Source organism: Ruegeria sp. SCSIO 43209, from assembly GCF_019904295.1.
Lineage (GTDB): Bacteria > Pseudomonadota > Alphaproteobacteria > Rhodobacterales > Rhodobacteraceae > Ruegeria.
On the sequence record NZ_CP065359.1, the window covers coordinates 788,036 to 812,455 of the forward strand.

The following is a 24,420-nucleotide window of genomic DNA, read 5'->3' on the forward strand; positions in this document are numbered from 1 at the left end:
ACGATGTTGGATGAAACGGCTTTTGACCTGCGAAAATACCTTCGACGTAATTCGGCCTCGGTGACGGCGTGGATCGCACTGCTGGCTTTGATTCTGTTCGGGCTGATGCGCTATGACAACTTTGGCAGCGCCTACAATTTCTCGTCTTTCCTGAATTACAACGCGATGTTCATCGCGATTGCGCTGGGCATGTGTTTTGTGATCATGACCGGCGGGATTGATCTGTCGGTCGGATCCGTGGCAGCCTTTACCTCGGTTGTTGCGGCCTATCTCAGCCCGTATGGGATTCAGGTTGCGTTGCCGGGGGCCGTTCTTGCCGGGGTTGGTTTCGGGGCGATCAACGCCTTTTGCATAATCATCCTTCGGATCCCGCCCTTCATCGCCACGCTGGCCACCATGCTGGCTGCAAAAGGCGGCGCGTTGGTGATTTCGGGCGCCCAGACAATTTCGGTCGATTGGGGGTCGAACTTCACCAAGCTTGGCATGGGGCAGGCGTTTGGCCTGTTCCCATGGGCGATCGTCATCGTGGCCGGACTGACTCTGGCACTTTGGCTGGTGCTGGAAAGAACAACCATCGGGCGGACCGTCTTGGCGATCGGCGGCAGCGAGGATGCCTCGAACCTCATGGGTCTGAAGGTCAATCGCGCCAAGGCTTTTGTCTACCTGCTGTCGGGTGGCTGTGCGGGGCTGGCCGGAGTCTTTCTTGCCTCGGGTTTTGGAGCTGGGCAACCCCTTGAAGGCATCGGATGGGAATTGTCAGCCATCGCTTCTGTGGTTGTAGGCGGCACTTTGTTGACGGGTGGGATGGGATCGATCCCTGCGACCGTCGCCGGCGCGCTGTTGCTGGGGCTGGTCTTCAACGTTCTAAACTTTGAAAACGGTCAGGGCACCATCAGTTTCAGTGCCTATTGGCAAATGGTCATACGTGGAGGCTTTCTATTTGCGGTCATCCTTTTACAGTCTCGGGTTATTGCCAGGCAGCAGAAGGTCTTAGGTTAATGAATCGCATAGAAAGTGTATCAGCGCGGCTGTTCAACGTTCCGCTCGCCGAAGTCCTAGTCGATGCCAAACATGGGGATCACACGTTTTTTCAATTGATCACGGTCACCATTCAAACCTCGGATGGGGTCGAGGGGGTCGGGTATACCTATACCGGGGGAAAGGGTGGTCACGCCATTCTGGCGATGATCAAGCATGACCTGGCACCGTTCCTTGTTGGACAAGACGCCGAACAGATCGAAAGCCTGTACGATGCCATGCAGTGGCACGTGCACTACGTGGCACGGGGCGGGATCGCCTCGTTTGCCATCTCGGCCGTGGATATTGCACTGTGGGATATTCGCGGCAGAACGCAGAATGCGCCATTGTGGCAGATGGCCGGTGGAGCGTCGAAAAGGTGCAAGGCCTATGCCGGCGGGATCGACCTGAATTTCTCGTTGGAGAAACTGCTGCGTCAGACCGAAGGGTACCTTGCGCGTGGGTTCAACGCAGTCAAGATCAAGGTCGGTCAACCAGACCTGGCCGACGATCTTGCACGTGCCCGGGCGGTGCGCGAGATGCTGGGGCCGGACCGGTTCTTCATGGTCGATGCGAATTACTCTATGAGTGTCGAACAGGCCATCGTCGCTGCCAGAGGGTTCGCCGACTGCGATATCCTGTGGTTCGAGGAACCGACTATTCCAGACGATTACAAAGGTTATGGTCGGATTGTCGAAGCGACGGGCGTTCCCCTTGCCATGGGTGAAAACCTGCACACCATACACGAATTTGAATACGCCTTTGATGACGCGAAACTGAGTTTTGTCCAGCCCGATGCCTCAAACTGCGGTGGAATCACCGGCTGGCTGCGCGTGGCCGCGCTAAGCGCACAGCACGGCATTCCGGTTTGCAGTCATGGGATGCAGGAGCTGCACGTCAGCCTTGTTTCTGCGCAACCCAACGCAGGCTGGCTAGAAGTACACTCATTCCCGATAGACCAGTACACGACCCGTCCACTAGTTGTCGAAGACTGTCTGGCCGTGGCCCCGGATACCCCGGGAACCGGAGTGGAATTCGACTGGGACAAATTGAATGCGGAACACAAGGAGATGCATAGATGACGACCCAGACGATCACTGCCGCATACTACAGGGGTAAAAAGAGCTTTGCAGTAGAGCAAGCTCAAGCGACAGATCCGGGTCCCGGCGAGGCTGCCATTCGTGTTGCCTATTGTGGGATTTGCGGGACGGATATGCACGTCTACCACGGCAACATGGATGCCCGCGTCGGCCTGAACCGGGTGATTGGGCATGAGATGTCAGGTGTGGTCGAAGCGGTGGGCGAGGGCGTCGATACGGTCGAACCCGGCCAGAAGGTCGTTGTCCGACCGCTTGATCACTGCGGAGAATGCCCAGCTTGCAAGCGGGGGCATCAGCATATCTGTCAGAATCTCAAGTTTCTCGGCCTCGACACCGATGGCGCTATGCAAGAGATCTGGACTGTTCCGGCCCACACGTTGCACGTTCTGCCGGATGACTTGCGCATGGATCATGCGGCGCTGATCGAGCCGGTTGCCGTTGCCTGCCACGATGTGCGGCTGTCTGACCTGCAACCTGGAGAGGACGTTGTCGTTATCGGCGGCGGCCCGATTGGCATCCTGGTTGCCATGGTTGCGCGGGACGCGGGTGGAAATGTCGTAATTTCCGAAGTGAATCCGAACCGTCTTGCGATTGCTGAAAAACTTGGCTTTGACACGATCAACCCAATCGAAACCGATCTGGTGTCCACAATCAACGCGCGCACGGGCGACAAAGGGGCAGATGTGGTTTTCGAGGTGTCAGGAACGCAGCCCGGTGTCGATGCAATGACCGCCGTTGCCGCGACTCGGGCCCGGATCGTAATGGTCGCGATCCATGCTCAAAAGCCCCAGATCGACCTGTTCCAGTTCTTCTGGCGAGAGCTGCAACTGATCGGTGCTCGGGTCTATGAGCCAGAGGATTACGAGAAAGCCATTGCAGTTGTCGCCTCGGGCGGAGTGGACGCGGATGTTGTGATCACGGACGTCAGCCCTCTGGCAGACATCCAGGCCGCGTTCGAAGCACTGGATCGCAGCCCAACCGCAATGAAAAGCCTGATCGAAGTAGGACCGCGTTCATGAGTGTTTTGCAAAGTTTCGACCTGACGGGAAAGACGGCCCTTGTGACCGGGTGCAAACGCGGTATCGGGCGCGGTATGGCCGAAGCATTGGCATCGGCCGGAGCCAATATCATCGGAGTGTCCGCCTCGCTCGAGTTGTCTGGCTCGGATGTCGAAAAAGCCGTGACGGCGATGGGACGCAATTTCCGGGCCTACCAATGCGACTTTTCGGATCGCGCCGCGCTGCATGGGTTCATTGATCAGTTGAGGGCCGACGGACAAACCCCTGATATACTTGTCAACAATGCCGGCACGATCAAACGCAAACCCGCCGCCGAACACCCGGACGACTGGTGGGACGAAGTGATGGAGGTGAACCTGTCCTCGCAGTTCGTTCTGTCACGCGAGATCGGCAAGGACATGCTGGCGCGCGGCTCGGGGAAGATTATCTTCACTGCATCGCTGCTGACATTTCAGGGTGGCATCACCGTTCCGGGCTATGCGGCCTCGAAAGGCGGGATTGGACAGCTGACCAAAGCCTTGGCCAACGAATGGGCCGGGCAGGGCGTAAACGTGAATGCGATCGCGCCTGGCTACATCGCGACCGACAACACCCAAGCCCTGCGGGATGATCCGGTACGGTCGAAGTCGATCCTGGAACGAACACCCCAAGGCCGTTGGGGTACGCCTGTTGATTTTGCGGGACCGGTGGTCTTTCTGGCCTCGGCTGCGTCGGACTACGTCAACGGTGAAATCCTCGTAGTCGACGGGGGCTGGATGGGGCGTTAGCACTGCCAACGCTCCATGTGATCCAAGGCATCACGTCCCGATGTAGTGCACCTTCAATCGGCGTGCCTTGGGTGCTTCCCGATGTTCGAACAGGTACAGGCTTTGTACGCGACCCAGCGGAAGCCGCCCCTGTTCGACCGGGATCGATAACTGAGTTTGCGTCAACAGCGCCCGCAGATGCGATGGAGCGTTGTCGTCCTCGGTCGGGCGGTGGTGATACTTGCCTGGTGACTTGGGCACGAGTTTCTCGAAGAACGTCTCGATATCCTTGAGCACTTCGGGATCGGCATTGGCCTGCACCAACAGCGCGGCACCGGTGTGGACGCACCAAAGGGTCAACAGGCCGGAGACAAATTCGTGTTCGGACACCGCACGCTGAACGATCCTGCTGATGTCGATGAGGGATTTGCCCGGCGTTTCAATCGACAGCTCGAAAAACTCTTGCTTCATCCAGCAGGCCCTTTCCTTGATTTCACGCGAACGCGCCCAGCTTTCTACACCCCATTTGGCATTCAGCAATGGGGGTCAAACTTTTGATTTTGAACGCATATTGACTGTAAGTTCATGCAAACAGGCTTTTAAACTGGTCCACACACAGACGAAAACCATCTTCGAAGTTCCCGTTGCCGGGGTGATAAACGCTTTCGAAAGAAATGACGCCATCATAGCCGTCGGATCTAAGCGCGTCCGCGATGGGTTGGAACAAAGGCGCAAGCTGACCTTCCCCCATGCGGCGCACTTCCAGCGTTGCCCGTGGCGTGTCGACCTTCACGTCCTTGATGTGAATGTGACCCAGATAGCCGCCGCGCAGTTCTTCATAACCGTCCGGATATGCCAGTTCATGGCACCAGCAGTTGTTTCCGGGGTCCCACAGCACTTTCAAAGAGTCTTTTGCGTCCAACTCGTCAATCAGCTTGCGGGCTGTATAGTTGGAATTGACCAGCGTGCCGTTTCCGGTTTCCACGACAAGCGTCACGCCCTCAGCTCTTGCCAGTTCAACCGCCGGCGCGATCAGCGGCGGCATCGAGTCCCATACCCCATGCGCTACGTTCCACTTCTCGGCGCCGTTTTTTCCCCACAGTATCTGCTCTTTTCGTTGGGTCATGATCCGAACCAGCGGAGACCCAACAACATGCGCCATGTCGATTACGCGTTTCAAGGCGTCCATATGCCGAGTGTGGAGGTCGTCGCCGGGCCTATTGGCAGCTGTCATCCCCGCAAAGATATGGCGCGACAGACATGACACAGGCTTGCCCCGGTCGCGCAAAAGCGCGTCGATCTCGGCAATTTGCTGCGGGGAATGATCCCCGACCTCCGCATCGCCAACGAATTGAAGCTCTGCATAGTCCAGACCGAATTCGTCCATCACGTCAACGGCATGCAGCAAATCGCGGGAAATGCCGTCGCAAATCACACCTAGTTTCATGTCCGGTCCCCTCAGCGATGCAATTCTGCGTCAACGATTTCTTCGATGACGCGAGTACACACCCAGTTGTCACCATTCGGGTATTTGGTTTTTCCTGCGTGAAAGATCTGCATAGCGGATGATGCTGTGTGCATTGGAACGCCCAACGCACCGGCCAGTGCCAGCGAGATCGTCAGGTCCTTGTGCATGGTTGCGATATGGCTGCCGGTGGCCTCGAACTTGCGATCAATGATGTTTTCAAGGGCGGAATTCACGACGCCGCACCCCGCGCTGGATGAGGAGAACACATCAAGTAATGCCTGACCGCTGACACCGGCTTTGGCCGCCAGGGCTGCAGCCTCGAATGTGGCGGAAAAGATCGATCCGATCAGGGATTGCAGGCAGGCTTTCACGGTTTGCCCGTCGCCGACGTTTTCGCCGACCCGATGAATTGTTGCCGACACTGCCTGCATGACTTCTGCATTTCGGTCCAGCACATCCGCAGCACCGGCAGCCATCATCGTCAATGTGCCGTTCTGCGCGCCGGGAAACCCACCTGAGACCGGCGTGTCGATTAAGTTAATCCCCGAGCCTTCCATATCCTGCCCGATGGCGCGGGCTTCGGCCGGGGTAATGGTCGCCGACAGGATGACCGTTCCGCCTTTGGCCATGTTCGCAACCAGCCCGTTTTCACCCAGAATGACATCGCGGGCCTGATCTCCGTTCATCACCATGACAAACACACTGGAGGCGTGTCGACCGACCTGTCCCACGCTGTCCTTGGGCCGGCCGCCCATGTCAGCAAATGCCGTCATGCGCGTCTCGCTCAGGTCGAAACCTGATGTTTCAAAGCCATTCTTGATCAGGTTCTTGGCAAGGCCGCTGCCCATGTCGCCAAGACCTATTACGCCTGCAGTTTTCATTTGGACTCCTCCCGATATTTCGCCATTGCCGTATGGCAGACGTTTCGAAAAATGATGCCCAATCGCATCGGTTTTCGCGGGAGTTTCACGCGTCTTTTACAGACGTCGGGCGAGTCCGGAAGACACCCCGCTGCCCGTTTACGTATAGCAATTAAACGAAGAATGCGGCGCTCAGGCAAGCATAGAAGTGTTGCGGGCGAAAAGAAACCGCCTGATCCGACGCGTTAGGAGAACGCCGCCATGATGCCGCGCAGTTCCGCAAGCCCGCGCATACGCCCGATCAACGGATAGCCGGGAGTACTGTGTCCACCCAGATCGCTCAGCAGTTCTTGTCCGTGGTCGGGCCGCATCGGAATTTGCCAGTCGCAACGCCCTTGGGATTTGCGGCGGCGCTGTTCGTTCATCAGTTCGCGAATTGTGCTGACCATGTCGGTGTCGCCCTCCAGATGCGAGGCCTCATAGAAGTCCGGTTTCTGGCTGTCTGATCCGGCGATGCGTTTGGTATTCCGCAGATGGACAAAGTGAACTCGGTCGCCATGCCTGCGCACGAAGTCCGGCCCATCAAATTCGGGGGAAACTCCCAGCGATCCGGTACACAATGTTGCGCCGTTCGCCAACAAATCAACCGCATCCAGAACGGCGCCGTAGTCATCGGTACTGGACATGATCCGCGGCAGACCAAGCAACGAGAACGGCGGATCATCTGGATGACAGCACAAGCGTAGTTCCAGTTCTTGGGCGACTGGGGCGACTTCTGACAGGAAGTCGATCAGGTTTGCGCGAAGCCGGTCACGGTCGATATGTGCATAGGTCTGCAACAAAGCGCGCACGTCCTGCACGCTCCACTGATCGTTGGCGCCGGGCAACCCCGCAGTGACATTGTGTTGCAACTGGGCCTTGGATTCATCCGACATGCGCAAGAAGCGATCCTTGGCCGTTTGCTGGACGACGCTGGAATAGTCTTCGGACGCGCCCGGACGTTCAAGAATATGTATGTCGAAAGCAGCAAAATCGGTCAGGTCGAACAGCATGGCCGTTCCGCCGTGAGGCTGCGGTGCGCGAAGGGCGGTGCGCGTCCAATCCAGGATTGGCATGAAGTTGTAGCAAACGATTTTGATGCCACGGGCGGACAGGGACCTGAGGCTGGACTTATACGCCTGCAGATGTTCAGCCATGTCTGCGGACTGTGTTTTGATCGCCTCGGAGACGGGCAGGCTTTCGACAACGTCCCAACTGTACCCGGCAGTAGCCAGAACTGCTTGCCGATCGGCGATGCTTGGTTCGTCCCAGGGCTGTCCCGGCGGGATGTGATGCAGCGCGGTGACGATGCCCTGAACCCCGACTTGATGGAGAGCGGCAAGGGCGATCGGATCATCGGGTCCGAACCAACGCCAGCATTGTTTCATGGCAGCCATCCTTCATACAGCGGGTGATCGGACCTGATGGGAAGAGCAACGCGCTGCCCGGTGCGCGCCGCGTGATAAATCGCTGTCACAAGGCCGATGGATGCAGCGCCATCCTTCAGCGTAACGGCCGAATTTGCCTCGGACCGCAGCGCCCTGCCGACTTCGGTAAAGAACCCTTCGAAACCTGTTGGCTCGTCAGTGGCGGCTGCAAGGGCCTCGTCGATAGCGGCTTGATACACAGGGTCTCGCGCGACGAATGTCCAGGGCGTTTGACCCGGGTCATAGGGTTCGGTGCCAGAGGTGGCGGTCACCTTTTCAAAGACTAGCCGCAGGCGGGTTTCGTCCGTGGCGGCGCCCAGGGTGATATTGCTTGTGCACAAAGCTCCGGAAGTCATACCAAAGCAGATCGCGGCGCAGTCTTCGGTCTCGATCGGGTTTACCCGCGTTGTGGCCATCGCAGACACCCAGGCGACATCACCCGCGATATGAGTCAGCAGATCATGGTTGTGGATGGCATGGCCCAGCACTGCGCCGCCGCGTTCACCAGCCCATGTTCCCCGCCACGGCACCGCGTAATAGTCTGCCCCTCGGGACCAATGGGTCTCAAGCGCGGCAGTTTGGACCGCTCCGGTCAGGCCTGCGCGTTGCAGGTGGCGCAGTTGGGCCAGTGACGGCCCCCACCGGTATTGAAACACCGGAAACACCTGCTTGCCCGCGCTGCGTATGGCTGCCGTGATCCGATCCACATCTTGCATCGAGGTCGCAAGAGGCTTTTCGCAGACAACGTGTTTTCCTGCGGCCAGTGCTGCAAGGGTGGTCGGTACATGCAGATGGGGCGGCAGGCAGATGTCGATGACATCAATCGCCGGATCATCAAGAGCGTCCTGAATGTTGGTTAGTGCTCGAAAATCCGAGTTCTGCCGTATCTGTTCGATCCGGTCCGTATTCTGGTCGACCACGGCGGCTACGCGAAAGGTGCGGTCAAGCCGTTCCAGAGCGTCCAGATGTTGCGCACCGATACCTGCGCCAAGGATCGCAACGTTGATCATCTGCGTTCCGCCATTTCCTGCGCGTGCAGTGCCAGTTCCATGACCGTAAAGCAGTGGGTCTGTGTCATCGCGGTTTCGGTCCGGTTGCGGATGTCATCGGCCAGGCGCGCGAAGTAGGGAAGGCCGGCGTCGGCTGCGTCGATCTTTTGGCAGGTTTCACCATTGACGAGGATCAGATGGTCTGTCCCTGAGGCCCCACCCACATCGACGTATTTCCGCAACTCGATATATCCTTCGGTTCCGAGGATCGTCAGACGACCATCCCCCCAGTTTGGCAAGGCATCCGGCGTGAACCAGTCAACCCGGATGTACCCGGTGCCATTCTCGCTTCTTAGATTGAGTTCTCCGAAATCCTGCAATCCGGGATCTTTGGGGTTTGCGTAGTTCGCCACATAAGCGCTCGTGAGTTCTGCGGTTTTCGAACCTGTGTAATGCAAGAACTGATCGATTTGATGCGAGGCGATGTCGGTCAGAATGCCGCCATAGCGGTCACGCTGAAAAAACCAATCCGGCCGGGTTGCCCGGTTTAATCGGTGCGGGCCAAGCCCAACCGTCTGGATCACGCGCCCGATGGCACCGGACTCGACCAACTCGGTCGCCCGGGTGCTGACGGGCGTTTCAAATCGTTCGGAAAAATTCACCGACCAGATTCTACCGGTGTCGGCGACAGCTCGCTTGATCTGGTCGAGTTGCTCGAACGTCGTGCAGCCCGGCTTGTCGCTCATGACATCCATGCCGTTTTGCATGGCGCGGATCGTCAACGCGGCCCTATCTGCCGGTATTGCCGAAATCAGCGCCAGATCCGCCCCACTGGTTAGGGCGTCTTCCAGTCGGGCCAGCCGCGGAATATCGGGAAACCTTTTGACGTAGCCCGGTAGCGTTTCCGGATCGCCTTGTGTCCAGTAGCCAACGCAGTCCACGCCGATTTTACGCATGTTTTCCGTCATGCCATAGATATGGCGGTGGTCCAGGCCAAGGGCGACGCAGGTCAGGCTCATGAGATGACTCGTGTTTTCTGGCCGGTTCGATTGGCGATCTGCATCGCGTCTATGACGGCGTGGGTCAAAAGGGCACTGCGTCCGGTGGCCATGGGCAGCGTGCCATCGGCAACAGCCTTGGCGAAATCCTCGATGACCGCCTGATGCCAAGCATGGGTGAACGCCATGGGATCGGCCCCTCCGCCTGTGGCGGACGTTTCGCCAACCGTGGATTTATGACCATCGAAAGTCGTTAAGGTCAGGACACCTGACTCCAAATGCGCTTTGGCGCGTGTGCCTTGGATGGTAATGGACTCAGCGGCCCCGGGATATTCGGCAGTAGTCGCCATCATAGTGCCCACTGCGCCGTTATCCATTTCAAAGATTGTACCTGCCCAATCCTCAGCTTCGAGAACGTGTAACGGAGTTTTTCTCATCATGGCTTGAATGCCCGAGATCGGCCCCAGCAGCCACATCGCAAGATCAAGCGTGTGGATTGCCTGCGAGATCATGACACCGCCTCCGTCGCGCGCATAAGTGCCGCGACCCGGCTCGTCATAGTAGCTCTGATCGCGCCACCAGGGGACACGGATCTCCACCGTGGCGATCGCGCCCAGCTCACCCTGTTCAATGGCTGATTTCAGCGCCTGCGAGGCGGCGCGGGCGCGGTGCTGAAAGACGATGCCCAGCGGCACACCGGTTACCTCGCACTGCTCGACGATGGCTGTCGCGGCGCCCAGCGTTCTCTCGATGGGCTTTTCCATCAGGATCGGTTTCGAAGCGCTCGAAAGAACCCGAACCAACTCTGAGCGCTGATCGGGCGGTGTTGCGATGATCGCAAAGTCGACGTTTGGGTCGTCTGCGATTTCCTCGATCGAGCCGAATGCGCGGGTGCCTTTTCGCTGCGCGAACTCAGCTGCTTTTTCACAGTTGCGCCCGAGGACGCCGGCAAGACTGAGGCCTTGATCCGATGCTTGAATGGCAGCGACATGCGTGCCCGAAACCATCCCCAAACCAATCAGCGCAATATTCATTCATTCCCCCGGATCACACGGTCAGTCTGCGGGTTCGAACGGGAAAGATGCAACCATTAAAAACTGTGTTAACAATTGCGGGCAGCAGTATCGGAGGCAGAATTGACTGGCAATTTGAATGGCATGGCAGAAAACCTGTACTTGGGCATCAAGGACCTGCCAATCGTGTCTCCGCATGGTCACTGCGATCCGGGGTGGTTTGCAACCGATGAGCCGTTTCTCAACCCGGCAGAGCTGCTTGTGGTTCCCGACCATTACGTGTTCCGTATGCTCTATTCGCAGGGCGTTCCCTTGTCCGAACTTGGCGTTGGGGAAGAGGGGCGAAAGAAGGATCCCCGCGTCGTTTTTCGCACCTTTGCCGAACACTGGCATCTGTTTCTGGGAACGCCATCCCGGATCTGGATAAGCTACGTGCTGCACGAAACGCTGGGCGTGTCTGAGGCGTTGTCTTCTCGCACGGCTGACCTGATTTATGATGAGATCTCAGAAAAGCTGACGCGACCCGAATTTCGTCCGAGGGCTTTGTTCGACAGGTTTGGGATCGAGGTTCTGGCGACCACGGATTCCGCTCTTGACGCACTCGTGGAGCATCGGGAGATCCGTACAAGCGGTTGGGGCGGGCGGGTTGTTCCGACGTTCCGCCCAGACGGGGTTTTGGATGGGGCGGACCCGGAGTTCGTACAGAACCTGAACAAGTTGGCCGAGCTGACAGGCTGCGATCTGGACAGCTATGATGGCTACCTCAACGCGCTGCGAATGCGGCGGGCTTATTTCATCCAGCTGGGATGTACTGCCACCGACCACGGTATCGAACGCGTAAAGACCGAGTGGCTGGACGACCCGGAAGCGCTGTACCAGCGGCTGAGACGGCGGGAAGGTACCGAACAGGATGCTCGCCGGTTCTATGGGCATATGCTGATCGAAATGGCGCAGATGTCTGTCGATGATGGCCTGACAATGCAGATACATGCTGGCAGCAAGCGCAACACGAACCACGCGGTACTGCGGGACTTCGGACGGGACAAGGGGGCCGACATTCCAATCGCGATGGATTGGGCCACGGGCCTTGAGGCGCTATTGAACCGGGTCGGTAACTCGGCAGAACTGCGCATCATACTTTTCACATTGGACGAAAGCACCTATGCCCGTGAATTGGCCCCGATGGCGGGACATTGGCCGTGCCTTAGGATCGGGCCGCCTTGGTGGTTCCACGACAGCCCAGCCGGGATTGCGCGGTATTTCGATCAGGTCGTTGAAACGGCCGGATATTACAATCTGGCCGGATTCAATGACGACACGCGGGCTTTTCTGTCCATTCCTGCACGTCACGACCTGTGGCGACGGGGTGTGGCGTTTCATCTGGCCGAGCAGGTTGCGCGCGGCTATTTCGGTCGGGACAGTGCCGAGCATCTGGCGAGATTGCTGGCGGTCGATCTGGCGAAACAGGTTTACGGGTTGCAAAGCTAGATGGGTACAATTCTTCACTTCGGTCTTGGAAACTTCGCCCGGGCGCATTTGCTGGACTACACCGATCAAGCGGGCGGATGGGACGTTGTCGGCGTCAGCCTGCGTTCATCCTCGGTTCGGGATGGATTGGCCCGACAGGGTTTCGAGTACGATTTGTGCGTACAGGGGCAGGGAGTCCGGCGCATCAAAGCTCTGCGTGACGTTCTGGTCGCGCCCAAGGATCGCGCAGAGATATTCGATGTGATGGCGGATGCCGAGATCATTTCGGCAACCGTTACCGAAAAAGGTTATCACTTGGACGCCGCGGGCAAGCTGAACCTTCAGGACCCGGCGATTGCCGCCGATCTGGCAGGGCAAGGGCCTGCGACGCTGATCGGGTTTTTAGCTTATGGCCTTGCTGAACGGCGCAGGCCAGTAACGGTACTAAGTTGTGACAATCGCATGGAAAACGGCAAGACGCTCGAAACGGCAGTTGCCGATTTTGCGGAAGCAGCCGGTCTGGACGTGAATTGGGACTCTGTTCGCTTTCCCAACGCGATGGTCGACCGGATCACCCCGGCTACCACGGACGCCGTTCGCGCAATCAGCGGCGATCCTATGGCTGTTCCGACCGAGGCGTTCTCGGAGTGGGTGATCGAAGACAGCTTCTCCGGTCCGCACCCGGATTGGCCGGGAGTGCAACTGGTCGATGACGTAGCCCCGCACGAGATGCGAAAGCTGCGCATGTTGAACGGTGCCCATTCCCTGTTGGCTTATGCCGGGTTGGAGCGGGGCATGACCTACGTCCACGAAGCGGTTCGAGACCCGGTTTTGCGCCCGCTGGTTTCTGAGTTGATGAAGGATGCGGGCGCAACGCTGCCCGCTGCACTGCAAGCACAGGTTCCGGATTATGCCGAGGCTTTGTTGCGCCGCTTTGAAAACCCCGAGCTGGCGCATCGTCTGGACCAAATCGCGATGGATGGCAGCCAGAAGCTGCCGTATCGGTTTGTTCCCACACTCCGTGAGACCGGCTCTCAGGCGGTGATTGCAGGGATGCGGGCCTGGATCTCTTTTTGCATGTCCGAGATCGCAAAGGGCAGGGCGCTGAACGATCCTTGCGCGTCGGAAATTGCCACGGCCGTCAAGCAGCCGGACCCGGTAGCGCTGCTTTTGGGTCTCGTTGGCGCTGAGGATCTCGCGCCACTTATCCGGGAATGATCGCGCCGCGGAACTGAACAACGGTGGAAGCCAGATTGTGTCCAGCCATCAGGGCGTCGGCCTGTGACTTCCCCATCAGCAAGGCCGCGAGGTACCCACCGTTGAAACTGTCGCCCGCCGCTGTCGTATCCAGCACGTTTTTGGCAGGTTCATAGGTTTGGTCAGTGTTCTGACCGATGGACAAAGGGCCATTCTCTCCGCGTTTCAACGCACCGACACCGTGATGATCGGCAAAGCGTGCAGCCACCTGGTCCGCGCTTTCCCCGAACAATGCCATCTCGTCGTCAATGGACGGCAGGGCAATGTCTGCACGTTGCCAAAGCCGTTGGTTAATCTGCCGAGCGTGTTGGACGCTGTCCCAAAGACGCGGACGAAAGTTGCTGTCATATACCAACCGAACGGAAGAGCCTTCGAGCCAGTCCAGAAGCGCAAGCCTGACTGCATGCGGAAGAATGGCCACGGAAATCCCTGACAAGTACAGCACGTCGTAACCGTTCAGCGGGCTGAAGTCGTGATCGGCAAAAAGCTGGCGGGCGGCCGCCTCGCTGCGCCAATAGGTAAAGCTGCGTTCACCGTCCGCAGATGTCGTGATCGCGTATAGTCCCGGAGAGGCGTTCGGAATGATGCGGATGCCGGATGTTCCGATGTCATGACTGGCGATGAAGTCCACGATACGCCTTGAGAACGGGTCGTCGCCTAGACATGTCACATACTCCACCTGCAGGTCAGGCGCGGCACGGTGCATGTAGATGGCCGTGTTCAGCGTATCCCCCGCGACGCCCACCTTTGCGCCGGTTTCCAGCATGGACAATTCGATCATTGCTTCGCCGATGCAGGCAATTCGCGTCATTTCTTTTCTCTTTTCCAGATGATGAGACCGGCAGCCATGATCAGCGCAGCCCCCGCCAACGTGAATGCGTCCGGTACCGTGTCAAAGAACAGATAACCCCAGATTGCCACGTAGATTAGGAACGAATAGGTGAATGGCATCAACTGGTTCGCCGTTCCAAACCGATGCGCGTTCGTCAGCAGCTGATGCCCGCACCAACCAAACACACCAAGGCCGATCAGTACAATCAGGCTCCACGTGTTTTCTGGCTGGACCCAAAACCAGATGGCGAACGGCAACAGGACCACCGTACCGGTAAGCCCGAGGTAGAATTGCATAGTGTCCACGGCAACAACCCCGGACAGCCTGCGCGTCATAATCGAGTACAAAGCCAAAGCGGTGGCATTATATACGATCAGCAGCATGGTCGGATGAAAGGCCGAACCAAACGGCCGTACGACAACCAACACCCCCAGAAAGCCCAGGATGATAGCCGCCCAACGCCATGGGCCCACGCTTTCTTTCAATACAAAGACGGACAGAAAGCACACGATGACCGGGCTTGAGAACATGATTGCCGACACAACGGTCAGTGGCAAAAACCGTAGGGCATAAAAATTGAAAACGGTCGCCGAGATCAGCAGCAAGGCCCGGCTTATCACCTGCCATGGATGGTCAGTCTTGAACCGACCGGCCTCTATCCCGCCCTTGGCGATCACGCCCACTGAGATCACGAAGTGCCCCGCATAGCGCATGAACGCCAACTGAAATGCCGGCACGCCGGCCAACGCCAACCACTTGGCCCCAAGATCCACCAGCGAAAAGAATAGCCACGCCGTCAGCATCAGCACGATGCCAAGGCGCGGCAGGTCCGCAGTGGGGTTGGCGGAGACGGCCATCGATCAGGTGTTGAAACGCTTGACGTAGTAGTCAACCATCTGGCTGACCATGTCGTCCGCCTGACCGTGGTCGCGCGCGTCATTCAGCGCCGAAAGTGCCCCCTGCGACATCAAGCTGATAACGCCTGCCTCGCGTGCCATACGGTCATAATACCCAAGGTCTTTTGCTGCGTTCTTGATCGCAAAGGCCAGCTGGTTTGGGTCGTTCTCGACGCCGTAGGCTTTGACAAAATCCATCATTCCGGAATGCAACGGCCCTGCGGCCATAACGTCATACACTTGCTTGCGGTCAACACCGGTGATGTCAGCCATGGCAAAGGCTTCGGCCATCGCGTTCGCAACGGTCATTCCGAAGAAGTTGTTGATCAGCTTGATCGTGTGCCCGGACCCAACGGGGCCAAGGTAAAAAACGTTTTCGCCCAAATCTTTCAGTGTCGGCTCGGCCTTGTCAAAGGCAGCCTTGTCTCCAGACGTCATAATGTTGAGCTTGCCTTCTAGCGCGTGTGAAGGTGTCCGGCCAAGCGGTGCATCAAGATAGCTTCCGTCGGCTGCGGCAACCTCCTCGGCCAAGGCGCGTGTGCTGCCAGGAAGCGAGGTGCCAAAGTCGATGACAATCGCGCCGGACTTCAATCCCGCAATCACTCCATCTGCACCGTGCATTCGGCTCTCGACCTGTTCGGAGGTGCCCATGCACAGCATCACGATGTCGCTGGCCTGAGCCAGTTCTTGGGCGTTTCGCATCTCGCGGGCGCCTCGGTCAATCGCGGCGTCCAGGTACGTGCGGTCGCGGTTTCCCAATACAGCGACCGAATATCCTTGGTCCAACAGTCGGCTAACCATGGCTCCGCCCATTAGTCCCAAGCCGATAAACCCGATTGATGGTTTGCTCATTGGTTTCCCTTTCCGTGAATGTGTCTGGTTTTTATTCTTGTGTTTGTTGCGGGCGGCTTTGCTTTTTTAATGCTCATATTGCCCGGTGGATAATCATTGGTTTTTGGGTGGTCCGGCATTTGGCCGGGCCGCATGTCCATCAGGCCGGCGCCCGCGCTCGGGTCGTTCGCGCCTTTAGCCCCTGTTCAATCCGTGATGTGACCTCGAGCGTTCGGGCTGCATCCTCGACGTCAATCAGTGGAGGAGCGCCATCGATCACGTCAAGGAAGTGATCCAGCTGCACCTCTAGCGGTGCGCGTTGTTGTTCCGGTCGTGTAAGTTGGTCTTTTTGGGCCGCAGTGCCCCAATCCTGTCCGCGCCACAGGGTCATGGAAGGAAAACTCACAGCGCCACTGGTTCCCGTGATCCAGATCATGTCCTGATGGGTCGTGCCGATGTTCGGGTTCTCGCCGGTTCCGGCCTCAAACCCCCAGGGGCTGGGTGCGGTATCGGCAAAGCTGATAGTGCCCGTCGCGCCGTTTTCGAATGCGATCGCGACAGCCCCGCTTTCTATCCTATCCGATCCGCGGATGGGCGCTCCGGGCAGGGCGACGACATCCGAGATTTCTCCGATCACAAAGCGCAGGACATCGATATCATGCACCAGATTGATCATGACTGGGCTGCCATCGGAAGTCCGCCAGTTCTGTTCAAAATAGCTGTCGGGTTTGCGCATGGCCCACAGCAACGAGACATTGATGACTTGTCCGATCGTACCTTGCGCGATCACCTCCTTCAGGTGTTGCAAGATTGTATGATACCGCCGATGGTGGCCTACAAGGCTGCGGACATTGGCCTGGCGAACGGCCGTCTTCAGGCGCAGTGCATCATCGACCGACGCGGCAACCGGCTTTTCGATCAGCATGTGCCAACCGCGGGATGCGGCCAGAATGCCATGTTCGGCATGCAGGCGGGTCGGAGTGGCGATGATGACGCCATCTACCGGGTCCTGCACCTCGTCCATACTGGCAAAACGCGGCGCGTCGATCTGGATCGAGCCATCTGGATCGGCCAACCCGACCAACATGCAGCCGGGATGCTCAATCACGGCGCGGACGTGGCGGATACCGATTAATCCGCCGCCGGCTACAAGGATCCGTTTCACATCACCGCTCCGATTTGCCAGGGAACAAATTCGTAGTCACCCAAGCCCTGCGCCTCGGACTTGGTCCGCGCGCCGGAGGCGACTTGGAGCAGCCGTCGGTATATTTCCTGTCCTTTTTCCTCGACGCTGGCGCCTTTGGTCAGAATGTCGCCCGCATCCACGTCCATGTCTTCGGGCATGCGTGCTGCCAATTCAGAGTTGGTAGCGATTTTCAGCGTGGGTGCCGGTTTGGACCCAAATGCAGAGCCGCGTCCCGTGGTGAAGCACACAAGGTTGCACCCAGCCGCGATCTGCCCGGTCACAGAGGCCGGGTCATATCCGGGGCTGTCCATGAAGGTGAAGCCTTTGGCGGTGATCGGTTCGGCGTATTTGAATACACCGGTCAAAGGGGTGGTGCCGCCCTTCGCCGCTGCCCCCAGCGACTTCTCTAGGATGGTCGTCAGACCCCCTTGCTTGTTGCCGGGGCTTGGGTTGTTGTCCATCGAACCGTGATTGCGAACGGTATAGTCCTGCCACCAATCGATCAGTCCGATCAGTTTTTCCCCAGTTGTGCGACTAAGGGCGCGGCGGGTCAAAAGGTGTTCGGCTCCGTAAATTTCGGGTGTTTCCGCAAGGACACCTGTGCCGCCTTGCGCAACCAACAGATCGCAGGCATGTCCGAGCGCCGGGTTCGCGGTCACGCCGGACCAAGCGTCCGAGCCACCGCATTGCAGCGCAACCATCAGTTCGGACGCCGGGGCTTCGCTGCGCCTCGCCTCATTGGCAATGGGAAGCATCTGGTTGATCTTGTTGATGCCCATTTCCACGGTCCGACGCAATCCGGCGACGTTCTGGATGTTCATCGTTTGGAAGGTGGGACTTTGCTTCAGCCCATACGCGTCCAGCAGCCAGTCGATCTGGTTCATCTCGCAGCCCAGACCGACCATCAGAACGGCAGCGTGGTTGGGGTGTTTTGCAAACCCCCACATGACCCGTTGAAGGGCTTCGAAACCGTCGCCGGAATCGGCCATTCCGCAGCCCGTTCCGTGGACAAAGGCCACTACGCCGTCGACGTTCGGAAACTCGGCCAGCTTGTCCGGCGTGAAGTGGTTGGCAATCATGCGGGCCGCAGTCGCCGAACAGTTCACGGTGGTCAGAACCGCGATGTAGTTGCGCGTGCCGACCCGACCGCTGTCCCGGTGGTAGCCCATGAACGTATCGACCGAGTTGGCAGGTTTCGTGGGTCTTTGATCCGTCGCAAACTCGTAGTCCACGCTGGTGTTGCGGAACTCGATATTGTGGGTGTGCACATGGTCGCCAGGTTCGATCGGTTGGGTGGCGTATCCGATGATCTGAGCGTATTTTCTAACCGGATCGCCGAGCGCAAGATTCCGCGTGGCGACCTTGTGCCCCGAGGGGATGCGCGCATTGGTCGTGACATCCTCGACCATACTGCCGGCCTCCAGGTGCCGAGTTGCAACCACCACGCTATCCGTTCGATCTAAACGTACAAAAGTCATAATCAGCTTTCCTGGCGGCAGCAGCTAGGCGCAGAACGGTGAGTCCGATGTCCACCGGTGAATATCTATATGCGGCTTGCCGGACAGTCTTGCTCGCGCCGCCTCCCAATTGGACTTGCAGACGCGCCAATCTCGCAGCTCGGTTTCGGGGCGCGATCTGGACCTCGCGATGAAGCTGGGGAAATGATCTCGACCGGTCGGTTGGCCTGCTGCACTAAAGCGGATGTCGAACGACCAGCGGAACCGATCCGTTTTATTGATCAGCGAAGCGTGTGGCGTCAAAGGGTGAAACAGGATGATCCCGCCGGCCTTGACAGGAAGGGGCACGGCGCGGCCTTCATCAATGAACCCGTCGGCAATGCCTGTCTGCGTCCGGGCACAATGTGGCAGGATAGATTGGTCTTGTGCCATTGGCAGCACTTGCAGGCAGCCGTTTTCAACCGTTGCATCGTTGACGGCAATCCAAACCGTGACCATGTCGGTCTGATCAGCATCCTCCAGCGCAACCGCTCGGTCCTGATGCCAGTCCGTTGCGGTGATGTGCGCGCGCACCTCGTCCTTGGACAGCTTCAGGGCAGGTGGCTTCAGCCGAACGTGCTGGATTGGATTGCTCACCAACTCTGGCCCGATCAGCTGCTCGACGATGTCAAGCATGGGACGGGCCGTCAGCAAGTCGAACACTGCGGGCCCAATATGGAACGGTGTGTCCGCCATGATCCGATCGCCGGGCAGCGAGATGTCCAGCGGCTGGAAATAGTCGCATCCGGCCTGATAGGCGGACAGAAGTTTGTCCCAGAAGGTCATTCCGGACGGCTCGTCCTTGACCAGCCCTTTTCCGTACCAACAGTCATAGAGCCGGTTCAGGACATCCGAGTATTCCGCTTGCACCCGACCCAGGACATCGCCGGGAATTACATCCTCAACCACGAGGTATCCATCGGTCTGGAACTTGCCAATCTGATCTTGTGTCAGCATGGGTGCAACCTCACAACAGCAGCGCGATGATGCCCGGCCAAATCAGAAGAACGGAAAGCGCCAGCAACTGGATCCCGATGAATGGCAGGAAGCCGCGGAAGATATCCGTTAGGCTGATATGCGGCGGGGCCACTGACTTCAGGTAGAACGCGGCCGGGCCGAAAGGGGGCGAGAGGAAGCTGACCTGCATGTTCATACAGAACACGACGCCGAACCAGATGGCGACATGACTCGGCTCCAACTGGCCAAAGACTCCGATTTCCTCGATAGGAAGGCGCAGGACGATCGGCAGAAAGACCGGAATGATCAACAGTACGATGCCGACCCAATCCATGAATGCGCCCATGAACAGCAAGATCAGCATCATTACCAGAATGACCAACATGGTCGGCAGCTCCTGGCCGACGATCAGGTCGGCCACGTATTGGGGCCCGCCAGCAATGGTGTAGGCACCCGCCAGCGCGGCGGCCCCGATCGTAACCCAGATGATGGTGCCTGTGGATTTTAACGTCCGCATCAAGCTGTCCCAAACCAGCTCGAACGATCCTTCGCCCCGCAGGATGGCGATGATCAGAACGGCGAAGGCGCCCATGCCTGCAGCCTCAGTGATCCCTGTGATCCCGCCATAAATCGAACCGAGCACGACGCCGATTACAACCAGCGGCGCGACGAGACCCTTGCCCATTTCCCAACCGATTTTTGCGCGCTGTCTGCCAAAGACGAAGAAAATCAGCAGAAGGGCGACGATCGTGATGCCGGCAAACCAGGGTAGGTAGTCAGCCGTTCCCAGCCTCGCGGGCTCACCCTGGCTGGCAGCGTTCGAGCCTGAGAGCTCGAAAAACGCGGCCCGGATAAACAGAACGGTGGAAAATCCGGCGACAACGATGCTCATGAAGGCCCCAAACAGTTTGCGTTTCTCGGCTGGTTCGGGGTCGTTCGGGTCCGGTTCCGGCAGCGGAGCGTGATGAGGATTCAACCGCGTGCGGATGATGATGTACAGGATGATCATCGAGGCCAGCATGAAGCCGGGAATGAAAGACGCGGTGAACAGCGACTTGATCGAGGTTTCGGTGATCAGCCCATAGATGATCAGAACGATCGAAGGAGGGATCATGGTGCCCAGAGACCCTGAGGCGCAGATGACGCCGATCGCGAGATTCTGATCGTAGCCCAGGCGCAGCATCTGGGGCAGGGCGATAAGGCCCAGCAGGACAACCTCACCGCCGATGATGCCGGACATGGCAGCCATGATCACCGCCATGATCGAGGTCACGATCGCGATGCCGCCGCGTGTTCTGGACAGCCAGACATTCAGCGACGAATACATGTCGCGCGCGATCCCGGACCGCTCTAGCAGCGACGCCATGAAGATAAACAATGGCACGGATATGAGCACGTAGTCCGTTAAGAGCCCGTATATCTTCTGCGCCAGGATATAGAGCGGCCCAGTCCCTGGCCGACCGGTGAGAATCCCGTCGCCGAATGAAAACGGGTTTAAAAGCAGTGTCGGTTCGAACTTGAGCACAAGAACCAGAACCGCAAGCGAAGCCGAGGCCAGACCCAAGGGCATCCCGATCGCCAGAAGCACAATCAGGGCGACCATCAGGATGAGTGAGATTGTTCCGATGTCCATTAGTCTTGTCCCACCGCCCGTTTGATCATTTCAATTTCGTCTTCGTCCGGTTCATCTGTGTGGATTTCCGGTTCTTTGTTCCAATCCGCGACCAAGTTCAAAATTGCTTGCATTGCGACGAGCGTAATCACGATCAGCACCATCGGCTGCAACGTCGCCGGGATCGGAGGATTGAAGGCAGAGCCATAAAGCTCCCATTTGTAGAGCTTGTTGACGAACACCTGTTTGTAGCTGCCGTAGACAAGAAAGAAGGCAAATAGCACGATCAGTATAGTCGAAACCGTATCAAAAACGCGCTGAAGCCAACGTGGAACTGCGTCGTACATCAGGAATATTCGAATGTGACTGCGTTGCTGCATGGCGTAGTAGCCAGACATCAAAAACACAAAGCTGGCGAACCAGAGTGTCATTTCGTTCGCCCACTCGGTCGGCTTCTCCAGGATATAACGCATGAAGACTTCGTAGAGCATGACGACAGTCATGATTGCTATCATCATCATCGTCACTCGACCTATGAACAAGGCGAAACGGTCCATAACCGTCGAGCCTTCGAACTCCATCGTCGCCGGGCGCACGGTCTTGGTACCAATCACTGCAAGAAACGGTAGAAGGACGAGCGCGGCCATGTCGATGATGTCGACATACCCCCCGAATACGCCAGACAATTCGGGCGTAACGTCGCTGCGAAGATATATTTCAGTTACCTGACTTTTGAGGGATTCAGAGGTGTAAGGCAGCCAGTCCAATAGGAATGCGGGAAGATGCCAAACAAGCCAGCTGGCTGTTGCGACGAAGGCCAACGGTATGAGCCATTCAATTAGTCCGCCTGAGTTCTTGTGCATCGCGTAACCCTCGTCCTTATCCTTCGATCCTGTAGTGATCGATAAAGTCTCGGTCCGGCTGGACACCCAATCCGGGGCCAGTCGGTATCATGACTCGGCCGTTGTTGGCCTTGACCTGATTTTGAATTTCCAGCGGTTCGGTCAGCAGATCGTCCCGAAACTTGTTGTCCGTTGTGTCGAACTCCAGCATCGGCTCCCATGGATGCAAGCCGCCTGGAATTGCGGGCATGGCCGCTAGTAAATGCAGATTAGTTGCGACGGCGATGGCGCTACCCCAGACGTGATTTACGACCGGAGTGAAATGTGCGTGGCATAGAGACAGTACCCTGAGATACTCTGAAACACCGCCCAAAGCACAAACCTCTGGCTGCGCGATATCGATGCCACGGTTTTCAAGAAGATTGCGCCATGCCCAGCGATTGAATACCGCCTCTCCGCCTGAGATGTTTACTTTAAGCGAAGTGCGCAGTTCGCGGTATCCGTCAATGTCTTCTGGCGCGACCGGTTCTTCGAACCAATATGCGTCCAGTTCTTCCAGCGCCCGACCGACAAAGAACGCGTCTGAAGTCGTATAGGCATGGTTTGCATCAACCATAAAAGGAAAGTCCTCACCAACTCCGCGTCTAACTGCTTCGCACAGTTTCACATCAGGCTTCGGGCCAAAGCCCGTTTTCATTTTGGTGGCGGTAAATCCCATTGCCTTGATCTTTGCGGCTTCATCCTCAAAACGGCTTGCAAGATTAGAAATCGGTTCATCCCGGAGCATCATGCCGTAGCCGTAGCAAGGAACGCTTGCGCGATGTGCCCCGCCGACAAGCTTATGGAGGGGGAGGCCAGAGATTTTGCCGGAGATGTCCCAAAGTGCGATGTCCACCCCGGACAAAGCCTGTATTGGCATTCCGCTTTGGCCATGGTCTCGCAAAAGATTGTACACCTTGTGCCAGATCACGTCTTTGTCCAAAGGGTCCATGCCAAGGACCATTGGTTGGATTACCTTTTCCACGATGGTTTTGTTCGCAATGGCTACGTTTCCGGGACCAAAGCACTCCCCCCAACCGGTTACCCCTTCATCTGTCTGAATCTCGACCAGATGGGTTGTACGCTTGTCATAATACTGTTGCGAGTAGCCCAGAACTTCCGGCATGTCGTACTGCAGTACATGACTTATTATTCTGGTGATTTTCATGAAGTTCTGGATCCCGGCGCCGATCCGGAGAGGCCGCAAGTGCGGCCTTTCCGTGTGTCGTAGTTCGATCGAAGCCTGATTACTGCATTGCGCCCAGGTCACGCAGGAAGTTGATGTGGCTTTCCAAAAGCGCCTGTGCTTCAGGTGTCGTTGCGAACTCCGTCCAACCGACCTGAACGGCCGCGCGATACGCTGCCAGGTCTTCAGGCGACCATTCGTACAACTGAACACCTTTTGCCTTCAGGTCTTTTGCAGTCTGAGCGTTCTGCACCTCATTGATTGTGGCATTGTGCAATGCCAGGCTATCCATTGCGACTTCCATGATCTTCTTGTGATGCGCGGGCATCGCTTCCCAGACGTCTTTGCGACAAGCTAGGTGATCTGCAGGCATCGAGTGGAAACCGGGATAGTTTGTGTGACCTGCGATCTCGTACAGACCGAGGCCCACGTTGTTCGTCAGGTTCGCAGCATCCGCACCATCAATGATACCGGTTTCCAAAGCCGTGAAGATTTCGTTGAAGTCCATCACGATCGGAGAAGCACCAAGTTCCGCGAACACCTTGGTTGCAAGGCCTGGAGGCGAGCGGAACTTCCAATCCTTGAAGTCTTCCACTTTTGCAATCGGCTTGGTCGAAGACAACGACTCTGGCCCGGGAATCCACCATCCGATGAATTCCATGTCGTAGCCGTTGTATAGATCATTTACAGCTTCTCTTCCGCCGCCATGAAGAAGCCAAGCCATTTGCTGATATGGGTTCTGATATCCGCCGAGCAGGTCGCCTGCAAACTGGAAGGCCGGGTTTTTACCGGTCTGATAGCCGCCGCCCGTCATGTCGCAATCCAGAATTCCTGTTGCTGCGGCATCGAAGGTTTCAACTGATTTGACCACCGAAGAGGAATAGAACATTTCAACTTCGATTTCGCCGTTCGACATTTCCTGAATGTCTTCAACGAATTTTGCAGCCATCTGGCCTGACAGAGTTTCGGGCGAAAAATGGGTTTGAATTCTAAGCTTCGTTGTTTCAGCCATCGCGAAACCGGCTGCCATTGTCGTGGCTACGGCCGCCAGGGCCGCTGTCTTGACTATTTTCATATTGTCCTCCCAGACGTTGAGCGTGCGCGGTGTGGAAGATCTTGCCGCCTCCTTTGCTGTCGCGCAGG

At 57.5% G+C, this 24,420-nt stretch carries 22 protein-coding genes and 1 pseudogene; 6 read left to right on the forward strand and 17 right to left on the reverse strand.

The annotated features are described in order from the left end of the window. The first annotated feature begins 3 nt into the window (after positions 1–3). From I5192_RS04025 to I5192_RS04040, 4 genes are read left to right on the forward strand one after another with little or no spacing between them, the layout of a single operon-like run. The gene (locus tag I5192_RS04025) at positions 4–999 is read left to right on the forward strand and encodes an ABC transporter permease (protein WP_223117811.1); all 996 of its coding nucleotides are present in this window, start codon (positions 4–6) and stop codon (positions 997–999) included. Beyond that, on the forward strand, positions 999–2,099 hold the full coding sequence (locus tag I5192_RS04030) for a mandelate racemase/muconate lactonizing enzyme family protein (protein WP_223117812.1): 1,101 nt from the start codon (positions 999–1,001) through the stop codon (positions 2,097–2,099). Before I5192_RS04025 ends, I5192_RS04030 begins: the two co-directional genes overlap by 1 nt. After that, positions 2,096–3,136: a zinc-binding dehydrogenase gene (locus tag I5192_RS04035; RefSeq protein WP_170466255.1), complete on the forward strand. Its 1,041-nt coding sequence runs from the start codon at positions 2,096–2,098 to the stop codon at positions 3,134–3,136. The genes I5192_RS04030 and I5192_RS04035 overlap by 4 nt, the downstream gene beginning before the upstream one ends. Then, positions 3,133–3,903, forward strand: a complete 771-nt coding sequence (locus I5192_RS04040; RefSeq protein WP_170612569.1) for an SDR family oxidoreductase — start codon at positions 3,133–3,135, stop codon at positions 3,901–3,903. Before I5192_RS04035 ends, I5192_RS04040 begins: the two co-directional genes overlap by 4 nt. Positions 3,904–3,933: 30 nt before the next feature. Here the strand turns inward: I5192_RS04040 and I5192_RS04045 are convergent, their stop codons facing one another. The 7 genes from I5192_RS04045 to I5192_RS04075 all read right to left on the reverse strand — a co-directional run bounded on the left by I5192_RS04045 (position 3,934) and on the right by I5192_RS04075 (position 10,697). Continuing rightward, positions 3,934–4,353 (reverse strand): secondary thiamine-phosphate synthase enzyme YjbQ, encoded by a 420-nt coding sequence (locus I5192_RS04045; RefSeq protein ID WP_223117813.1) that lies wholly within the window; start codon positions 4,351–4,353, stop codon positions 3,934–3,936. Positions 4,354–4,465: 112 nt separating this feature from the next. Then, positions 4,466–5,329, reverse strand: a complete 864-nt coding sequence (locus tag I5192_RS04050; RefSeq protein ID WP_223117814.1) for a sugar phosphate isomerase/epimerase — start codon at positions 5,327–5,329, stop codon at positions 4,466–4,468. Positions 5,330–5,340: 11 nt separating this feature from the next. Then, positions 5,341–6,231 (reverse strand): NAD(P)-dependent oxidoreductase, encoded by an 891-nt coding sequence (locus tag I5192_RS04055; RefSeq protein WP_223117815.1) that lies wholly within the window; start codon positions 6,229–6,231, stop codon positions 5,341–5,343. A gap of 224 nt (positions 6,232–6,455) precedes the next feature. Beyond that, positions 6,456–7,637: a mannonate dehydratase gene (gene uxuA / locus I5192_RS04060; protein WP_223117816.1), complete on the reverse strand. Its 1,182-nt coding sequence runs from the start codon at positions 7,635–7,637 to the stop codon at positions 6,456–6,458. Then, on the reverse strand, positions 7,634–8,686 hold the full coding sequence (locus I5192_RS04065; RefSeq protein ID WP_223117817.1) for a Gfo/Idh/MocA family protein: 1,053 nt from the start codon (positions 8,684–8,686) through the stop codon (positions 7,634–7,636). Before I5192_RS04065 ends, uxuA begins: the two co-directional genes overlap by 4 nt. Beyond that, complete coding sequence (locus I5192_RS04070; protein ID WP_223117818.1) at positions 8,683–9,684, reverse strand: Gfo/Idh/MocA family protein; 1,002 nt, start codon at positions 9,682–9,684, stop codon at positions 8,683–8,685. The genes I5192_RS04065 and I5192_RS04070 overlap by 4 nt, the downstream gene beginning before the upstream one ends. Continuing rightward, positions 9,681–10,697: a Gfo/Idh/MocA family protein gene (locus I5192_RS04075; RefSeq protein WP_223117819.1), complete on the reverse strand. Its 1,017-nt coding sequence runs from the start codon at positions 10,695–10,697 to the stop codon at positions 9,681–9,683. The genes I5192_RS04070 and I5192_RS04075 overlap by 4 nt, the downstream gene beginning before the upstream one ends. A 123-nt stretch (positions 10,698–10,820) precedes the next feature. Between I5192_RS04075 and uxaC the strand changes: the two genes are divergently transcribed. Then, positions 10,821–12,164 carry a glucuronate isomerase gene (gene uxaC, locus I5192_RS04080; RefSeq protein ID WP_223118261.1) on the forward strand — a complete coding sequence of 448 codons (1,344 nt, stop codon included), beginning with the start codon at positions 10,821–10,823 and terminating at the stop codon, positions 12,162–12,164. Further along, the gene (locus tag I5192_RS04085; protein WP_223117820.1) at positions 12,165–13,361 is read left to right on the forward strand and encodes a mannitol dehydrogenase family protein; all 1,197 of its coding nucleotides are present in this window, start codon (positions 12,165–12,167) and stop codon (positions 13,359–13,361) included. Here I5192_RS04085 and I5192_RS04090 read toward each other — a convergent pair. The 10 genes and pseudogenes from I5192_RS04090 to I5192_RS04135 form a co-directional block, all read right to left on the reverse strand. Then, positions 13,348–14,211, reverse strand: coding sequence for a sugar kinase (locus tag I5192_RS04090; RefSeq protein WP_170733460.1), 864 nt, complete (start codon positions 14,209–14,211; stop codon positions 13,348–13,350). The two genes, I5192_RS04085 and I5192_RS04090, sit on opposite strands and share 14 nt — an antisense overlap. After that, complete coding sequence (locus I5192_RS04095; RefSeq protein WP_170635315.1) at positions 14,208–15,089, reverse strand: DMT family transporter; 882 nt, start codon at positions 15,087–15,089, stop codon at positions 14,208–14,210. The genes I5192_RS04090 and I5192_RS04095 overlap by 4 nt, the downstream gene beginning before the upstream one ends. Before the next feature lie 3 nt (positions 15,090–15,092). Beyond that, positions 15,093–16,013 (reverse strand): annotated as a pseudogene (locus I5192_RS04100) (NAD(P)-dependent oxidoreductase); the annotation flags it as partial. 106 nt (positions 16,014–16,119) lie between these two features. Continuing rightward, positions 16,120–17,124 carry a Gfo/Idh/MocA family protein gene (locus I5192_RS04105; protein ID WP_170733458.1) on the reverse strand — a complete coding sequence of 335 codons (1,005 nt, stop codon included), beginning with the start codon at positions 17,122–17,124 and terminating at the stop codon, positions 16,120–16,122. Continuing rightward, positions 17,121–18,623, reverse strand: coding sequence for a UxaA family hydrolase (locus tag I5192_RS04110; protein WP_223117821.1), 1,503 nt, complete (start codon positions 18,621–18,623; stop codon positions 17,121–17,123). Before I5192_RS04110 ends, I5192_RS04105 begins: the two co-directional genes overlap by 4 nt. 24 nt (positions 18,624–18,647) lie before the next feature. Beyond that, entirely contained in the window at positions 18,648–19,598 is a 951-nt protein-coding gene (locus tag I5192_RS04115) for a phytanoyl-CoA dioxygenase family protein (protein WP_223117822.1), read from the reverse strand. Between the two features lie 10 nt (positions 19,599–19,608). After that, complete coding sequence (locus I5192_RS04120; RefSeq protein WP_170403499.1) at positions 19,609–21,231, reverse strand: TRAP transporter large permease subunit; 1,623 nt, start codon at positions 21,229–21,231, stop codon at positions 19,609–19,611. Beyond that, a complete protein-coding gene (locus tag I5192_RS04125) occupies positions 21,231–22,073 on the reverse strand; it encodes a TRAP transporter small permease subunit (RefSeq protein WP_255612041.1) in 843 nt (280 codons plus the stop codon). Before I5192_RS04125 ends, I5192_RS04120 begins: the two co-directional genes overlap by 1 nt. A 16-nt stretch (positions 22,074–22,089) precedes the next feature. After that, a complete protein-coding gene (locus I5192_RS04130; RefSeq protein WP_223117823.1) occupies positions 22,090–23,259 on the reverse strand; it encodes a mandelate racemase/muconate lactonizing enzyme family protein in 1,170 nt (389 codons plus the stop codon). 79 nt (positions 23,260–23,338) lie between these two features. After that, positions 23,339–24,352, reverse strand: coding sequence for a TRAP transporter substrate-binding protein (locus I5192_RS04135; protein WP_170396175.1), 1,014 nt, complete (start codon positions 24,350–24,352; stop codon positions 23,339–23,341). Between the last annotated feature and the right edge of the window lie 68 nt (positions 24,353–24,420).

Coding starts and splice junctions, on each gene's coding strand:
- I5192_RS04050 (WP_223117814.1), bottom strand. CDS start 5,329: ATGAAACTAGGTGTGATTTGCGACGGCATTTCCCGCGATTTGCTGCAT.
- uxuA (WP_223117816.1), bottom strand. CDS start 7,637: ATGAAACAATGCTGGCGTTGGTTCGGACCCGATGATCCGATCGCCCTT.
- I5192_RS04035 (WP_170466255.1), top strand. CDS start 2,096: ATGACGACCCAGACGATCACTGCCGCATACTACAGGGGTAAAAAGAGC.
- I5192_RS04065 (WP_223117817.1), bottom strand. CDS start 8,686: ATGATCAACGTTGCGATCCTTGGCGCAGGTATCGGTGCGCAACATCTG.
- I5192_RS04075 (WP_223117819.1), bottom strand. CDS start 10,697: ATGAATATTGCGCTGATTGGTTTGGGGATGGTTTCGGGCACGCATGTC.
- I5192_RS04130 (WP_223117823.1), bottom strand. CDS start 23,259: ATGAAAATCACCAGAATAATAAGTCATGTACTGCAGTACGACATGCCG.
- I5192_RS04135 (WP_170396175.1), bottom strand. CDS start 24,352: ATGAAAATAGTCAAGACAGCGGCCCTGGCGGCCGTAGCCACGACAATG.
- I5192_RS04110 (WP_223117821.1), bottom strand. CDS start 18,623: ATGACTTTTGTACGTTTAGATCGAACGGATAGCGTGGTGGTTGCAACT.
- I5192_RS04115 (WP_223117822.1), bottom strand. CDS start 19,598: ATGCTGACACAAGATCAGATTGGCAAGTTCCAGACCGATGGATACCTC.
- I5192_RS04055 (WP_223117815.1), bottom strand. CDS start 6,231: ATGAAAACTGCAGGCGTAATAGGTCTTGGCGACATGGGCAGCGGCCTT.
- I5192_RS04095 (WP_170635315.1), bottom strand. CDS start 15,089: ATGGCCGTCTCCGCCAACCCCACTGCGGACCTGCCGCGCCTTGGCATC.
- I5192_RS04030 (WP_223117812.1), top strand. CDS start 999: ATGAATCGCATAGAAAGTGTATCAGCGCGGCTGTTCAACGTTCCGCTC.
- I5192_RS04070 (WP_223117818.1), bottom strand. CDS start 9,684: ATGAGCCTGACCTGCGTCGCCCTTGGCCTGGACCACCGCCATATCTAT.
- I5192_RS04085 (WP_223117820.1), top strand. CDS start 12,165: ATGGGTACAATTCTTCACTTCGGTCTTGGAAACTTCGCCCGGGCGCAT.
- I5192_RS04025 (WP_223117811.1), top strand. CDS start 4: ATGTTGGATGAAACGGCTTTTGACCTGCGAAAATACCTTCGACGTAAT.
- I5192_RS04120 (WP_170403499.1), bottom strand. CDS start 21,231: ATGGACATCGGAACAATCTCACTCATCCTGATGGTCGCCCTGATTGTG.
- uxaC (WP_223118261.1), top strand. CDS start 10,821: ATGGCAGAAAACCTGTACTTGGGCATCAAGGACCTGCCAATCGTGTCT.
- I5192_RS04090 (WP_170733460.1), bottom strand. CDS start 14,211: ATGACGCGAATTGCCTGCATCGGCGAAGCAATGATCGAATTGTCCATG.
- I5192_RS04125 (WP_255612041.1), bottom strand. CDS start 22,073: ATGCACAAGAACTCAGGCGGACTAATTGAATGGCTCATACCGTTGGCC.
- I5192_RS04045 (WP_223117813.1), bottom strand. CDS start 4,353: ATGAAGCAAGAGTTTTTCGAGCTGTCGATTGAAACGCCGGGCAAATCC.
- I5192_RS04040 (WP_170612569.1), top strand. CDS start 3,133: ATGAGTGTTTTGCAAAGTTTCGACCTGACGGGAAAGACGGCCCTTGTG.